Source organism: Siansivirga zeaxanthinifaciens CC-SAMT-1, from assembly GCF_000941055.1.
GTDB classification, from domain to species: Bacteria; Bacteroidota; Bacteroidia; order Flavobacteriales; family Flavobacteriaceae; genus Siansivirga; species Siansivirga zeaxanthinifaciens.
The window spans coordinates 234,005-249,087 of the sequence record NZ_CP007202.1; the positions used below are offsets into that span (position 1 = coordinate 234,005).

Here is a 15,083-nt window from a genome sequence, read left to right on the forward strand (position 1 = left end):
TCCTAGCTTTGTGTGTTATTATTAGCTCCAACAACGATTGTTACGTGGTTAGAACGTTTTCTTATTCTGTGTGCACGACCTTGTGGTGCTGGACGTAATCTTTTTAACATTGATCCGCCATCTACTCTAATTTCTTTTACAACCAATTCAGCATCTTCAATGCTAGCCTCTTCGTTTTTAGATTGCCAGTTTGCAATTGCAGACAATAACAATTTCTCTAAACGACCAGAAGCTTCTTTCTGGTTGAATTTTAAGATATTAAGTGCTTTCTCTACTTTTTCACCTCTTACTAAATCGGCTACTAAACGCATTTTTCTTGGTGATGTAGGACAGTTATTAAGTTTAGCAAAAGCAACTTGCTTTTTTCCTTCCTTAATAGCGGCTGCCATTTGTTTTTTACGACTTCCCATAGCTTACTACTTTTTACCTTTGTTTTTAGCACCTGCATGTCCACGGAATGAACGTGTTGGTGAAAATTCTCCTAATTTATGACCTACCATGTTTTCTGTTACATATACTGGTACAAATTGACGGCCATTGTGTACTGCTATGGTTTGTCCAACAAAATCTGGAGTAATCATACTTGCTCTTGACCAAGTTTTGATTACTGTTTTTTTGTTAGCCTCAACATTATCAGCTACTTTTTTCTCTAATTTATAATGAACGTAAGGTCCTTTTTTTAATGATCTTGCCATGTCTTATTTCTTTCTACGTTCTACAATATATTTATTACTTGCATTCTTTTTAGAACGAGTTCTATATCCTTTAGCAGGAATACCGTTTCTAGAACGAGGGTGTCCACCTGAAGATTTACCTTCACCACCACCCATTGGGTGATCTACTGGATTCATTACTACCGGTCTAGTACGTGGTCTTCTACCTAACCATCTTGTTCTACCTGCTTTACCAGATACTAATAACTGATGATCTGAATTAGAAACAACTCCTACAGTCGCTAAACAATTAACTAAAATTAATCTAGTTTCACCTGAAGGTAATTTAATTGTTGCAAACTTACCATCTCTTGCCATTAACTGAGCAAAAGCACCAGCACTACGAGCCATAACAGCACCTTGACCTGGACGTAACTCTACACAAGAAATAATAGTTCCTAAAGGAATTTGACTTAGTGGCATTGCATTACCTATTTCTGGAGCTACATTATCTCCTGAAACAACAGTTTGACCTACTTGTAAACCATTTTGAGCAATGATATATCTTTTCTCACCATCTTGATAATTCAATAAAGCAATAAAAGCGGTTCTGTTTGGATCGTATTCAATAGATTTAACTTCAGCTGGGATTCCCGCTTTGTCTCTTTTGAAATCGATAATACGATACTTCTTTTTATGACCACCACCTATGTAGCGCATGGTCATTTTTCCTTGACTGTTTCTACCACCAGACTTTTTATTCGGAGCTAATAAACTTTTCTCCGGCTTATCAGTAGTAATGGCGTCAAATCCATTTACTACTCTAAATCGCTGTCCTGGTGTGATTGGTTTTAATTTTCTTACTGACATTTTTGTCTAATTACATGTTACTGTATAAATCAATCATTTCACCTTCCGCCAGTTGTACAATTGCTTTTTTAACAGCATTTGTTTTACCATGTTGAATACCTGTTTTTGTAAAACGGGTTCTTCTATCTGGACGGACATTTATAGTACGAACTTTTTCAACAGAAACACCATAAGCAGCTTCAACCGCTTTTTTAATTTCTACCTTGTTCGCCTTAGTTTTCACTGCGAATGTATAGCAGTTATTTAACTCGCTATTTGCTGTCGCTTTTTCTGTGATTATAGGTTTAATTAAGATACTCATTGTTTCTATTTACTTAAATTTGATTCAATTCCTTCTAAAGCACCTTCTAAAAGAACTACTTGTCCCGCATTAAGTATTTTGTAAGTACTTAATTCTGAAGAAGTTATAACTTCTGAGCCTTTTAAATTGCGCGATGACAAATATACATTATTATTTGACCCACCCAACACAAATAAAGATTTTTTATTCTCTAAGTTTAAGGCTTTTAGCACAGCGGTAAAATTCTTAGTTTTTGGAGTCTCAAAGTTGAAATCTTCTAAAACTGTAATTGATTGTTCTCCCGCTTTAATACTTAAGGCTGATTTACGAGCTAAACGTTTAACATTCTTGTTAAGCTTGAAGCTATAATTTCTTGGTCTAGGACCAAACATACGTCCACCACCTTTAAAAACACCAGACTTGATACTACCAGCTCTAGCTGTACCAGTTCCTTTTTGTTTTTTAATCTTACGAGTACTTCCAGAAATCTCAGCTCTTTCTTTCGATTTGTGAGTTCCTTGTCTTTGGTTTGCTAAATATTGTTTAACATCCAAGTATACTGCATGATTATTAGGCTCAATAGCAAATACATCTTGAGATAGGTCAACCTGTCTTCCTGTATCTTTTCCGTTTATATCTAAAACTGCTACTTTCATTATTTTCTAATAATTACATAAGAATTTTTATGTCCAGGTACGCAACCTTTAACAACTAGTAGATTTTTATCTGCTACTACTTTTAAAACTCTTAAATTTTCAACTTTTACTGAGTCACCACCCATTCTTCCAGCCATTTTCATGCCTTTGAATACTCTTGCAGGATAAGACGCAGCTCCAATAGATCCTGGTGCTCTTAAACGGTTATGTTGACCGTGAGTCGCTTGACCTACACCACCAAAACCATGACGTTTTACAACACCTTGAAATCCTTTACCTTTTGATGTACCAGAGATATCAACAAATTCACCTTCGATGAAATGTTCTACTGTGATAGCATCACCTAATTTGTACTCCTCACCAAAACCTTTGAATTCTACGATTTTGCGTTTTACAGAAGTTCCTGCTTTTTTAGCGTGACCTATGTCAGCTTTAGTAGCACTTTTTTCTGTCGCGTCATCGAAACCAAGTTGAACGGCATTATAACCATCAACTTCTTCAGTTCTGACTTGGGTAACGATACATGGCCCAGCTTCAATTACTGTACATGGAATGTTTTTTCCATTTTCATCGAAAATGCTGGTCATACCGATTTTTTTTCCTATTAACCCAGACATATTTATTAATTATTAATTGTTACTATTCTTTATTTAAAACTCAAGGCTGAAAATACATCTCAGCCTTGAATTGTATTTTTCCGTTTTTCCCTAACCGTCGTTAAGGACATGTTTACGATTACTTAAACTTTAATCTCTACTTCAACACCACTTGGCAATTCAAGTTTCATTAAAGCATCAATTGTTTTAGAAGATGAAGAATAAATATCTAATAATCTCTTATAAGAGCTTAATTGAAATTGTTCTCTAGACTTCTTATTTACGTGAGGTGAACGTAATACAGTAAATATTTTCTTGTTTGTAGGTAATGGAATTGGTCCTGTTACTACAGCTCCAGTACTTTTTACTGTTTTAACAATCTTATCGGCAGATTTATCTACCAAATTGTGATCGTATGATTTTAATTTTATTCTGATTTTTTGACTCATTTTCTTAGATTTTAAGCTTCAACGCCTTTAGCCGCTTTAATAACTTCTTCAGATATGTTTGAAGGAGTCTCAGCATAATGTGAAAATTCCATAGTTGATGTTGCACGTCCTGAAGATAATGTTCTTAATGTTGTTACATAACCAAACATTTCAGATAATGGCACAGTAGCTTTTACAGTTTTTGCACCAGCTCTATCACCCATGTCACTTACTTGACCTCTTCTTCTGTTTAAATCTCCAACAATGTCACCCATGTTTTCTTCAGGAGTAATAACCTCAAGTTTCATGATTGGCTCCATTATTACAGCTTTAGCAGCTTTAGCAGCAGCTTTAAATCCTAATTTAGCAGCTAATTCGAATGATAATTGATCCGAATCCACATCGTGGTAAGATCCATCTGTTAATGTTACTTTCATAGCATCAACTTCGTAACCTGCTAATGGACCGTTAACCATAGCCATTTTGAATCCTTTTTCAATAGCTGGTATAAATTCTTTAGGAACGTTACCACCTTTAATTTCAGAAACAAATTCTAAACCTACTTTACCTTCTTCAGCTGGTTCTAAAGTAAATACGATATCTGCGAATTTACCACGACCACCAGATTGTTTTTTGTAAACTTCTCTGTGTTCAGCTTTACGAGTAATAGCTTCTTTGTACTCAACTTGTGGAGCTCCTTGATTAACTTCTACTTTAAATTCGCGACGTAAACGGTCTACGATAATATCTAAGTGAAGCTCACCCATTCCAGAAATAATAGTCTGTCCTGAAGCTTCGTCAGTTCTTACTGTAAAGGTTGGATCTTCTTCAGCTAATTTAGATAAAGCCATACCTAATTTATCAACGTCTGCTTTAGTCTTAGGCTCAACCGCGATACCAATAACGGGATCAGGGAAGTTCATAGACTCTAAAACGATAGGATGTTTTTCATCAGACATAGTATCACCAGTCTTGATATCTTTAAAACCTACCGCTGCTCCAATATCTCCTGCTTCAATAAAATCGATAGCATTTTGTTTATTAGAGTGCATTTGATAAATACGTGATATACGTTCTTTTTTACCTGAACGGTTATTTAAAATGTATGAACCTGCATCTAAACGACCTGAATATGCTCTAAAGAAAGCTAAACGACCTACGAAAGGATCGGTAGCAATTTTAAATGCTAATGCAGCGAATGGTGCATTTACATCTGGCTTACGAGTTTCTTCTTTTTCGGTATCTGGATTGATTCCTACAATATTATCTCTATCTAATGGAGAAGGTAAATAACGACATACAGCATCTAATAAAAACTGCACACCTTTATTCTTAAATGAAGAACCACAAATCATTGGTATGATAGCCATATCCATTACAGCAGCTCTAAGTGCAGCGTGCACTTCTTCTTCTGTAATAGAGTCTTCATCTTCCATGAATTTCTCTAGTAAGTTCTCGTCATACGTAGCTACCTCTTCAATTAACATAGCACGGTATTTACGAGCTTCTTCCTTCATATCATCTGGAATTTCGATTTCATCAAAAGTTGCCCCTTGAGTTTCATCGTGCCAAATGATAGCTCTATTTTTTACTAAATCTACAATACCTTTAAAATCTATTTCATCACCAATGTTTAATACGATTGGCACTGCATTCGATTTTAACATGTCTTTTACTTGCTGACATACTGCTAAGAAGTTAGCACCTTGACGGTCCATCTTGTTAACAAATCCAATACGTGGTACTTTGTAGTTATCTGCAAGTCTCCAGTTAGTTTCAGATTGTGGCTCAACACCATCAACTGCACTAAATAAGAATACTAAACCATCTAATACACGTAAAGAACGGTTTACCTCTACGGTAAAGTCAACGTGACCAGGAGTATCGATAATATTAAAATGATATCCTTTAGTTTCTGAAGTTGGTTGTGCGTTTTCTAAAGGAAACTGCCAAGTACATGTTGTAGCAGCAGATGTGATAGTGATACCACGCTCTTGTTCTTGCTCCATCCAGTCCATGGTTGCAGCACCATCATGCACCTCACCAATTTTATGAGAAACTCCTGTATAATATAGTATACGCTCTGTTGTTGTTGTTTTACCAGCATCAATGTGAGCAGCAATACCAATATTTCTTGTATATTTTAAATCTCTTGCCATTTCTTATTAAAATCTAAAGTGAGAGAATGCTTTATTAGCTTCTGCCATTTTGTGAGTATCAACTCTTTTCTTAACCGCTGCGCCTTCTTCTTTAGCTGCTGCTAAAATTTCAGATGCTAAACGTAACGCCATAGATTTTTCGTTTCTTTTACGAGAATAGCTAATAAGCCATTTCATAGCTGTAGAAACTTTACGATCTGGACGAATTTGCATTGGGATTTGGAATGTAGCACCTCCAACACGACGACTACGTACTTCTACGTGAGGCATAACGTTAGATAAAGCATCTTTCCATGTTTCTAATGCAGTTTTTTCTTCGTCAGTCTTTTTTGATTCTACGATATCAATTGCATCATAGAATACTTTAAAAGCCACAGACTTCTTACCATCCCACATCATCATATTAACGAAACGAGTTACTAACTGATCGTTAAAACGCGGATCTGGTAAAAGCGGTCTCTTTTTTGCTGCTCTTTTTCTCATGTCTTCTTCTTAAAGTTTTTTAATTACTTCTTAGGGCGTTTTGCACCATACTTAGATCTACGTTGTGTTCTACCTGCAACACCTGCTGTGTCTAAGGCACCACGAACGATGTGATATCTAACTCCTGGTAAATCTTTTACCCTTCCACCTCTAACCAATACTATCGAGTGCTCTTGTAGATTGTGACCCTCACCTGGGATGTATGCATTTACTTCATTACCATTTGTTAACCTTACCCTTGCAACTTTACGCATTGCTGAGTTAGGTTTTTTAGGTGTTGTTGTGTAAACACGCGTACAAACCCCACGTCTCTGTGGACACGAATCTAAAGCAGCCGATTTACTCTTCTTGGTTATTTTGGCTCTTCCTATTCGTACTAATTGTTGAATTGTTGGCATATAAATTATATAATAAATTTAATAATCCTCTTTTAAGAGGGCTGCAAAGGTAGTAATTAAAATTAAAAATTCAAATCCTAATTCATTAATTTTCAATAGAATTTAAAATTATTTTCAATAGCCATATTACAAGACTATGTTTTGCGTTAGATTTACAACAAAAATTATTCTTTAGCTGTGCAAAAAAAATCATTTTTATATCATATTATATGTATGCTTTTTTCAATGGGTTTGTTTTCCCAAAACTTAAAGCTTACTGTTTATGGTGAAACTGAATTAAAAACAGCTAAGATTGATTCTGTTGGTTACAATGCGAATCATAAAGATTTCGAATCTATAAACAATGAAGTTTACTTACTAAACGCAAAACTTCAAAAAATAGGATACATTGAAAGTGATGTTGAATTTATTAAGAAAACAAACGACTCTTCTTTTAACTGTAAAATAGTTTTAAAAAGAAGATACAAGACCATACATATTTATTACAACACATCTACGGTTAGCGAAAAAATATTAAAAATGGTGTCTGGCGAAGTAAATTTAAATTATTTTACTTTAAATATCGAGAATGTTGAAGCTGCACTTGTTTTAATAAATCAAAAACTATCAGAACAAGGACAACCCTTTCTAAAACTTAAATTATCAGATTTTAAACCAGATGCTGCTTCATCTTTATCTGCTACTTTAGTGGTAGAATCGAAAAGTGACCAGAGAACGATTGACAATATTATAGTAAAAGGTTATGATAAATTTCCTAAAAGCTTTTTAAAACATTATTTAAAGATTAAACCAAAACAGGTTTTCGACTTAAAACGCATCCAAGAAAAAACAGAACAACTAAGAAATTTAAGATTTGCAAATGAAATTAAGCCGCCTGAAGTTTTATTTACCAAAGATTCAACAACCCTATACTTATATATAAAAAAAAATACAAGTAATACTTTTGATGGTTTTTTAGGTTTTGGAACAAATGAACAAACTAATAAATTAGATTTTGACGGTTACTTAAATTTAAGTCTTAACAATAATTTAAATTACGGAGAATCTTTCAGGTTACTTTATAAAAGCGATGAAAATGCACAAAAAACTTTCGAAAGCAACCTAACACTTCCCTACTTATTTAAATCGCCCATTGGTATCGATTTTTTATTGAGAATTTTTAAAAGAGACACGTCCTTTACAACCGTTAATCAATCTGTAAAAGCTTTTTACCAAGTAAACTCAAAACATAAAATTTATACTGGCATACAATTAACCGAATCGAACAATCTTTTATCTACCAATACCACAAACTCCATTTTAGATTACAAAACCTTTTACACAAACGTAGGATATGAATTTATTCAACCTCAATTTTCAAATTTATTATTTCCAATAAAAAGCAAATTATTGTTAGAAACTAACTTTGGTAAAAGGTCCATTTCCCAAGAATCGGAAAATCAGATATTACTAATTATAGATGCGTTTAAGATTTTCAATTTAAACGATAAGAATAGTATTTACATAAGGGGTAATGCCAATAATTTAAATTCTAAAAACTATTTAGAAAATGAATTAATACGTTTTGGAGGAATAAATTCCATACGTGGTTTTGAGGAAAACAGTTTGTTTGCCTCTATGTATGGTTTAATAAATACCGAATATCGTTATCAAATTGATAACAATATATATTTACATAGCATAATAGATTTCGCCTACTATCAGAACAAACTTACCAATATAGAAGAAAAATTATATGGTTACGGATTTGGATTTGGTATTCGAACCAATGCAGGCCTACTAAAATTTAACTATGCAAATGGCAAAAATGAGAATTCTAAATTTAAACTATCCAATTCTAAGATTCATATAAGTTTGGTCACTTATTTTTAATCAATTATTACGAAATTGGTAGATTTTGATATAAAAATTAAAATTTAACCTAATTTTATTGTTTAATTAACTTTTTATTTTGATTTTTGAGATTGACTAATTCAAATAATTTAAAAATGAAAACAAAGTTTAGTGGAATTCTAACGCTACTACTAGCGTTTGTGGTGCAATTAACTTTCGCACAAGAAAAGACTATTTCAGGTACGGTATCAGACCCATCGGGTTTACCGCTTCCAGGAGCAACTGTCTTAGTAAAAGGTACCACATCTGGTACTTCAACAGATTTCGATGGTAGATACTCAATTAAGGCAAAACAAGGTGCAACTCTTGTTTTTAGTTTTGTTGGATACTCAACCAAAGAGATTGCTGTTGGAACGTCTAATTCAATTAATGTAACTATGGCAGAAGATGCAGCCGCTCTGGAAGAGGTTGTTGTTGTTGCCTATGGAACACAAACAAGGGAATCTATTGTTGGTGCTATTGACGTAATAAAAGCAGAAACAATAAGTAATCAGCAAGTTACTTCACCGCTAAGGGCTTTACAAGGTACTGTTGCAGGTGTTAACTTGATTACTGCTGGTGGACAACCAGGTACTAATCCTGAATTTGTGATTAGGGGATTTGGAAGTTTCAATGGTAATAATAGTCCATTAATTGTAGTTGATGGTGCTCCTTTTAATGGAAATATCAATACCATAAGTCAAGACCAAATTGAATCTATTTCTGTTTTAAAAGATGCGGGTTCTGCCTCTTTATATGGATCTAGAGCAGCTAATGGAGTAGTAATAATAACAACAAAAAGAGGTAAAAGAAATTCGGGTGCTGAAATAAGTTTAAGAACTCAGTATGGATTATCCAACCCTTCTGTTGGTATACATGATCTTGTAAATCCTGAAGAATATATGAAGTTAATGTGGACTTCATTAAGAAACGACAACCTTTATGGTTTAGGGCAATCTCCTGTAGATGCAGCTTTAAATGCAAGTAATGGACTAGTGCCTTTCATAGGATACAATCCATTTGGAGTAAATAATCCGATTGACACTGATGGTAATTTAGTTTCTGGTGCAAATCTATTATGGGACACAGATTGGGAAGAAAGTGTTCTAAGAAGAAATGTTCCTAGAATAAATCATACTTTAAGTGTATCTGGTGGTGGTGAAAAGTCTAATTATTTCTTCTCTTTTGATTATCTTAACGAAGATGGACCTGTAATTAAATCAGATTTCGAAAGAATAGCTACAAGAGCAGCTATAGATACAGAAGTAAATGATTGGTTAAAAACAGGAATAACATTGGGTTATTCTAGATCAAATTCAAATAATCCAGATCAAACATCAGGAAGCACAACCCAAGCTATTTCTTGGATTTACAACAACAGTAGCGTATACCCTATTTATGTTAGAGATGCTAATGGTAATGTAATTAGAGATGCTAATGGTGGTTTAATCTATGATTTGGGTAATGGAAATGGCAGACCGGTTGGTCAACCAGTTAATAATATTAGACCAGGTATTGTTGGAGAAAATATATTAGCTTCTATATTACTTGGTACTGAAAAAAGAATTCGTACCAATCTTGTTGGATCTACTTATGCTGAAGTAAACTTTTTAAACGATTTCACATTTAGAACAACTTTTAATTACGAAAACTTTGTGTTTGACAGCCATTCATTTGATGATGATGAAATTGGAGCGGCATCATCAGTTCAAGGAAGGGTTTCTAAAACCAGAAATATTACTTCAACATTAAATGCTATTCAGGCATTAAACTATTCTAAGAGTTTTGGCAAACATTCTGTTTCCTTTGATGCTATTTATGAAGCTAACACAAATGCTACAGATACTTTTAGCGCTTCTTCTACAGGATTTTTACCAGGACAACAAGAGCTTGGAAATGGTACAGTTGCCGAATCATTTGGAGGCTTTAGACAAGAACAAAGAATTACAAGTTATTTAGGTAGATTGTCTTATAATTTTGATAGAAAATATTTTATTGAAGGTAGTTACCGTGAAGATAAATCTTCTCAATTTGAAGAGCAATTTAGAACTGGAGATTTCTTCTCTGTTGGTGGTTCTTGGGTTGTTTCTAATGAAAGCTTCTTAAAAAATGTAAGTTGGATAAATAATTTAAAACTTAGAGCTTCTATTGGAGAACTAGGAAATATTAATATTCCAGGGGGCTTTTTCCCTACAAGTTTCTTATTTGGTGGTGCTAACTTTAATAATGTTACCATTTCTCCTGTTGAAGGACAAGGAAGTAACTTACCTGCCGGAACATTACCAGACCCTGCATTAAAATGGGAAACGGCAAGAACATCAAATTACGGTTTAGATTTCACAATATTTAACGGTGCCCTTTCAGGATCGGTTGAGTATTTTAATAGAGAAAGTGTTGATCTTATTCAAGATATTACTGCAACACCTTCGCCTGGAGTGCCTGTAGTTAGAGCAAATGCAGGTATTATTAACAATAGCGGTTGGGAAGTTACCCTAAACAGTAATATTATAGATCAAGAAAATGTAACTTGGAGTTTAGGCGGAAATTTTGCTCTGTTAAAAAACGAAATCAAGCAAATTTCTCCGTTTTCTGATAGACAAATACAAGGAACAAAATTATGGGAACCAGGAAATTCATTATTTGAATTTTACTTAAGAGAATGGGCAGGAGTAGACCCAGCTACAGGGGATGCACTTTGGTATATAGATGTTACTGATACTAATGGAGATGTAATTGGTAGAGATGTTACTAACCAATACGATATTGCTACTCGATATGAAACAGGTAAAGAATCGTTACCAGACATTCAAGGAGGTTTAAATACTACTTTCAGATACAAGCAGTTTGATATCTATGCTTTATTTAATTTTAGTTCTGGAGCATATTTACTAGATACAGATTACAGTGGATTAATCAATCCAGCTGTAGGAGGTTCTGCTCACCCAGACAATTTTAAAGCTTGGTCTCAACCTGGCGACATCACTAATATCCCTAGACTAACACAAGCACAAAACAATTTTGCTTCTCAATCTACCCGTTATTTATTTAAAAACGATTATTTAAGATTAAAAGCATTAACTATTGGTTATAATCTACCTCAAAAAGATTTAGATCGTTTAGGGCTAAAGCAGTTTAGATTATATATACAAGGAGATAACTTAGTTACTTGGCAATCACATAAAGGTATTGATCCAGAACAAGCATTTAATGGATTAACAAATAACAGATCGCCATTACAAAGAACACTTACATTTGGTGCACTTATAAAACTATAAAAAAAAAGTTATGAAAAATATAAATATTAAAAATTCATGGAAACTACCTTTTGTATTTCTTACAATGGTAGTACTTATTGCAAGTTTAAGTTCTTGTAGCGAAGAATTTGTTGATGAACCTACTGACACTTCGGGTGTTACTGATAACATAATTTTTGCAAATAGAAACAATGCTCAAACATTTGTTAATGGTATTTTAGCAAATTATAAAGGACAATATGGATCAGTAGATGCAGGAGGTATCTATGCTATGTACTTTGCAAGAGCCGTAAAAGGAAACGATATCATACAAGGAGTATCATGGTATCGATTTGATTATGGTCACGAAAACAGAGAGCCTAACTTTAGACGTACCAATTTTTCTTGGAGTTTCAATTATGAAAATGTAAATTTTGCTAATACTTTAATTGCGGGTGTTGAAAATAGCCCTACTCTATCTGAAAGCGATAAAAAAGAATTCATAGCAAAAGGGAAATTTTTTAGAGGGTTACATATGTTTGAATTGTTGCTTGAATTTTGTCCAAATTACAACAATGATCGTAGTGTAGAAAGAATCCCTCTTTACACTGAACCCACCACATTAGAGACAGTGGGAGGAAATCCTCCTGTACCAATGAGCGTTATTTACAATCAAGTAATACAAGATTTAGAAGACGCTATAGCAGATTTACCTACTTCAAGACCTGGTAAAAGTTTTATAAATAAAGCTGTGGCACAAGCAGTTTTAACCAGAGTATTATCTGTAACTCAAGATGATTGGGGTAAAGTTTCATCTTTAGCAAGAGCTGCGTATGGTGGTAATGCCACAGCTGCAGTACAATCATCAAATTGGGGCAATGGTTTCAGTGATATGCAAGATCAAGAATGGTTATGGGCATTGTTTCAAAATGGATCAGATGAAACAAATTTCTTTTGGGGTCATGCTGCGCCTATGATGGACCACCTAACATTGAGTTATTCTGCAAGTTATATTGACCCAGATTTTGTTGAGAAATTTTCTACTACAGATGTTCGTAACTTGTTTTTCGACATTTATGGCGTTTCTGCAACTGAACCTTGGAGACAATATATTACTACAAAATATGCATTTACTTTCTCATCTGATATTCCATTAATCAGAAAATCAGAAATGGTATTATTTGATGCCGAGGCACAATACCACCTAGGAAATACAGAACAAGCACAAAATTTACTTTTTGCCTTACAATCTGCACGAGATCCAAATGCTGTAAAATCACTTAAAACAGGGCAAGACTTGTTAGATGAAATATTACTAGAACGCAAAAAAGAGTTTTATGGTGAATTTGGACCTCAATGGTTTGACGCTAAGCGTTACAATCTACCAATTATTAGAGGTACAAAACATCGTGTAAGATTAACGGTACCTGCTGATAGCAATCTATTCTTCTTAAAAATACCTGAAGATGAAATAGATTTAAACGATAACTATGCAGGATTTAACAATGAATAACAAAGTTTGTCTTTTTTGCCTTGTCATAAGTTTAACAACTTTTAATATATTTTCTCAAACCAAAGCTGAGAAGGATAAGATTATATCTAATTATAATTTAGATAAAATTCAAAATCTAAAATCAGTAATAAATGAGAAAAATAAATTGAAAGAGTTGAGAGTTTCTACTTTTCTCAAGAATAACGATCAAATATCATATAAAATGAAAATAAATGGTAAAACATATATGATTAATGATATTGTTGATGGAAAGCCAGTTTATATAACTACTCACAATTTAAATAGTGCCAAGGCAACTAAGACTGACAAATTACATACAGGTGGTGGTTTAGGATTAAATCTAGAAGGGTTAAACATGAATATTGGCGTTTGGGATGAAGAAAGTGTGCGTGGTACGCACAATGAATTTAAAGATGATCAAACCATCCCAAAATCTAGAGTTGTATACCCAGAATTTCCAGGTGCTTTTTTTGGACCAATTAGCGACCATGCTACACATGTGGCAGGTACTCTTGTAGCCAAAGGTGCAGATCCTAAAGCTAAAGGAATGGCTCCAAAAGCTACCTTGAGATCTTATGATTGGATACTAGATGATAGTGAGGCTTTAAATGAAGCAGCAAACGGATTGCTAATTTCTAATCATTCATATGGAGTACCAATATTCTCGTCAGGTAACCAACAAATATCTGCTCAAAATATTGGATCTTATACTTCTGATGCAAGAATATGGGATGATGTTGCATATAATGCACCTTACTATTTAGCTGTTAATTCTGCAGGAAATGAGGGAATTGAAACGTACACTGGAGGTCTTGCTCCAGGATTCGATAAATTAACTCAAAATAAAACTGCTAAAAATAATCTAGTAGTAGCTAATGCTAATCCTATACTAAATGCAACAACTGGAGCACTAACCATACTAGCAATTAACAGCAATAGTAGTCAAGGACCAACAGATGATTTCCGAGTTAAACCAGATATTGCTGGAGATGGAACAAACGTTTACTCAAGTACAGACGCTAATGATTCAGATTACAGTACATTTTCTGGTACATCAATGGCCTCTCCTAATGTTGCTGGCTCATTACTATTATTACAAGAGTATTATAATCAGCTTAATTCTAACTACATGAGAGCATCTACCTTAAAGGGTCTTGTATGCCACACAGCAATTGATGACAACACCAGAAAAGGACCTGATGGTATTTTTGGTTGGGGTCTATTAAATGCTGAAGATGCAGCATTGATTATAAAGGGTAATAATGAAGGAACCGCTTTAATTAGAGAAATTACAATTAATAATGGGGATACTTATACATATGAGTTCTTTGCTGATTCTGGTGTTGAATTACGAGCATCTATTTGTTGGACAGATCCTCCAGGGGATATATCATCGAGCCCTAATAATGTACTTTCTCCTAGGTTAGAAAATGATCTAGATTTAAGGTTAGAGGATACTAATAATATCGTTTTTTTACCTTGGAAATTAAATAGTGCAAATGTTGCAGGTGCAGCGATAAAAGGTGATAACAATGTAGATAATATTGAAAGGATAGATATTACAAACCCTACTGCTGGTAACTACGCTTTAACTGTATCTCATAAAGGTTCGTTAAAAGATGGAGCCCAGACCTTTTCGTTGATAATTACAGGAGCAAACTTGACATTGGGTACTGATGATAAAAACAATCTAATTGAAACTGCGATTTGGCCAATACCTACGACCGATAAACTGTATATTGATTTCAAAGAAAATTTGGAAAAAAATACCAGAATTACAGTATATAACGTATTAGGAAATTTGGTATTCGATGATTTAGTGAAAGATCCTAAAGGAAATAGGTATTCAATAAACACATCAAAATTATCAAAAGGTATTTATTTTTTAAATATTTCAAATCAAACTTCAAAATACACAAAAAAAATTATAATAAAATAAAAC

14 protein-coding genes are annotated in these 15,083 nt (G+C 33.8%); 4 read left to right on the top strand and 10 right to left on the bottom strand.

Features of this window, described 5'->3' with window-relative positions:
* Nucleotides 1-2 precede the first annotated feature (2 nt).
* The 10 genes from rplV to rpsL all read right to left on the bottom strand — a co-directional run bounded on the left by rplV (nt 3) and on the right by rpsL (nt 6,523).
* Nucleotides 3-410: a 50S ribosomal protein L22 gene (gene rplV, locus AW14_RS01160; RefSeq protein ID WP_044637140.1), complete on the bottom strand. Its 408-nt coding sequence runs from the start codon at nt 408-410 to the stop codon at nt 3-5.
* Between the two features lie 6 nt (nt 411-416).
* On the bottom strand, nt 417-695 hold the full coding sequence (gene rpsS / locus AW14_RS01165) for a 30S ribosomal protein S19 (RefSeq protein WP_028283873.1): 279 nt from the start codon (nt 693-695) through the stop codon (nt 417-419).
* A gap of 3 nt (nt 696-698) precedes the next feature.
* A complete protein-coding gene (gene rplB / locus AW14_RS01170) occupies nt 699-1,523 on the bottom strand; it encodes a 50S ribosomal protein L2 (RefSeq protein WP_044637141.1) in 825 nt (274 codons plus the stop codon).
* A gap of 10 nt (nt 1,524-1,533) precedes the next feature.
* The gene (gene rplW / locus AW14_RS01175; protein ID WP_044637142.1) at nt 1,534-1,824 is read right to left on the bottom strand and encodes a 50S ribosomal protein L23; all 291 of its coding nucleotides are present in this window, start codon (nt 1,822-1,824) and stop codon (nt 1,534-1,536) included.
* A 5-nt stretch (nt 1,825-1,829) separates the two neighbouring features.
* On the bottom strand, nt 1,830-2,459 hold the full coding sequence (gene rplD, locus AW14_RS01180) for a 50S ribosomal protein L4 (RefSeq protein WP_044637143.1): 630 nt from the start codon (nt 2,457-2,459) through the stop codon (nt 1,830-1,832).
* Complete coding sequence (gene rplC / locus AW14_RS01185) at nt 2,459-3,076, bottom strand: 50S ribosomal protein L3 (protein ID WP_044637144.1); 618 nt, start codon at nt 3,074-3,076, stop codon at nt 2,459-2,461. Before rplC ends, rplD begins: the two co-directional genes overlap by 1 nt.
* Before the next feature lie 122 nt (nt 3,077-3,198).
* Nucleotides 3,199-3,504 carry a 30S ribosomal protein S10 gene (gene rpsJ / locus AW14_RS01190; RefSeq protein WP_019386266.1) on the bottom strand — a complete coding sequence of 102 codons (306 nt, stop codon included), beginning with the start codon at nt 3,502-3,504 and terminating at the stop codon, nt 3,199-3,201.
* 11 nt (nt 3,505-3,515) lie between these two features.
* Nucleotides 3,516-5,642 carry an elongation factor G gene (gene fusA / locus AW14_RS01195; protein WP_044637145.1) on the bottom strand — a complete coding sequence of 709 codons (2,127 nt, stop codon included), beginning with the start codon at nt 5,640-5,642 and terminating at the stop codon, nt 3,516-3,518.
* 6 nt (nt 5,643-5,648) lie between these two features.
* The gene (gene rpsG / locus AW14_RS01200; protein WP_044637146.1) at nt 5,649-6,125 is read right to left on the bottom strand and encodes a 30S ribosomal protein S7; all 477 of its coding nucleotides are present in this window, start codon (nt 6,123-6,125) and stop codon (nt 5,649-5,651) included.
* Nucleotides 6,126-6,148: 23 nt separating this feature from the next.
* A complete protein-coding gene (gene rpsL, locus AW14_RS01205; RefSeq protein WP_044637147.1) occupies nt 6,149-6,523 on the bottom strand; it encodes a 30S ribosomal protein S12 in 375 nt (124 codons plus the stop codon).
* A 213-nt stretch (nt 6,524-6,736) separates the two neighbouring features.
* On the opposite strand from rpsL, the gene AW14_RS01210 reads away from it, so the two are divergent.
* From AW14_RS01210 to AW14_RS01225, 4 genes are all read left to right on the top strand, one after another.
* Complete coding sequence (locus AW14_RS01210) at nt 6,737-8,395, top strand: POTRA domain-containing protein (RefSeq protein WP_044637148.1); 1,659 nt, start codon at nt 6,737-6,739, stop codon at nt 8,393-8,395.
* 116 nt (nt 8,396-8,511) lie between these two features.
* Entirely contained in the window at nt 8,512-11,670 is a 3,159-nt protein-coding gene (locus AW14_RS01215; protein WP_044637149.1) for a SusC/RagA family TonB-linked outer membrane protein, read from the top strand.
* A gap of 10 nt (nt 11,671-11,680) precedes the next feature.
* Nucleotides 11,681-13,141 carry a RagB/SusD family nutrient uptake outer membrane protein gene (locus AW14_RS01220; RefSeq protein ID WP_044637150.1) on the top strand — a complete coding sequence of 487 codons (1,461 nt, stop codon included), beginning with the start codon at nt 11,681-11,683 and terminating at the stop codon, nt 13,139-13,141.
* Complete coding sequence (locus AW14_RS01225; protein ID WP_084708722.1) at nt 13,119-15,080, top strand: S8 family serine peptidase; 1,962 nt, start codon at nt 13,119-13,121, stop codon at nt 15,078-15,080. The genes AW14_RS01220 and AW14_RS01225 overlap by 23 nt, the downstream gene beginning before the upstream one ends.
* The last annotated feature ends 3 nt before the right edge of the window (nt 15,081-15,083 follow it).

Coding starts and splice junctions, on each gene's coding strand:
- rplV (WP_044637140.1), bottom strand. CDS start 410: ATGGGAAGTCGTAAAAAACAAATGGCAGCCGCTATTAAGGAAGGAAAA.
- rpsS (WP_028283873.1), bottom strand. CDS start 695: ATGGCAAGATCATTAAAAAAAGGACCTTACGTTCATTATAAATTAGAG.
- rplB (WP_044637141.1), bottom strand. CDS start 1,523: ATGTCAGTAAGAAAATTAAAACCAATCACACCAGGACAGCGATTTAGA.
- rplW (WP_044637142.1), bottom strand. CDS start 1,824: ATGAGTATCTTAATTAAACCTATAATCACAGAAAAAGCGACAGCAAAT.
- rplD (WP_044637143.1), bottom strand. CDS start 2,459: ATGAAAGTAGCAGTTTTAGATATAAACGGAAAAGATACAGGAAGACAG.
- rplC (WP_044637144.1), bottom strand. CDS start 3,076: ATGTCTGGGTTAATAGGAAAAAAAATCGGTATGACCAGCATTTTCGAT.
- rpsJ (WP_019386266.1), bottom strand. CDS start 3,504: ATGAGTCAAAAAATCAGAATAAAATTAAAATCATACGATCACAATTTG.
- fusA (WP_044637145.1), bottom strand. CDS start 5,642: ATGGCAAGAGATTTAAAATATACAAGAAATATTGGTATTGCTGCTCAC.
- rpsG (WP_044637146.1), bottom strand. CDS start 6,125: ATGAGAAAAAGAGCAGCAAAAAAGAGACCGCTTTTACCAGATCCGCGT.
- rpsL (WP_044637147.1), bottom strand. CDS start 6,523: ATGCCAACAATTCAACAATTAGTACGAATAGGAAGAGCCAAAATAACC.
- AW14_RS01210 (WP_044637148.1), top strand. CDS start 6,737: ATGCTTTTTTCAATGGGTTTGTTTTCCCAAAACTTAAAGCTTACTGTT.
- AW14_RS01215 (WP_044637149.1), top strand. CDS start 8,512: ATGAAAACAAAGTTTAGTGGAATTCTAACGCTACTACTAGCGTTTGTG.
- AW14_RS01220 (WP_044637150.1), top strand. CDS start 11,681: ATGAAAAATATAAATATTAAAAATTCATGGAAACTACCTTTTGTATTT.
- AW14_RS01225 (WP_084708722.1), top strand. CDS start 13,119: ATGCAGGATTTAACAATGAATAACAAAGTTTGTCTTTTTTGCCTTGTC.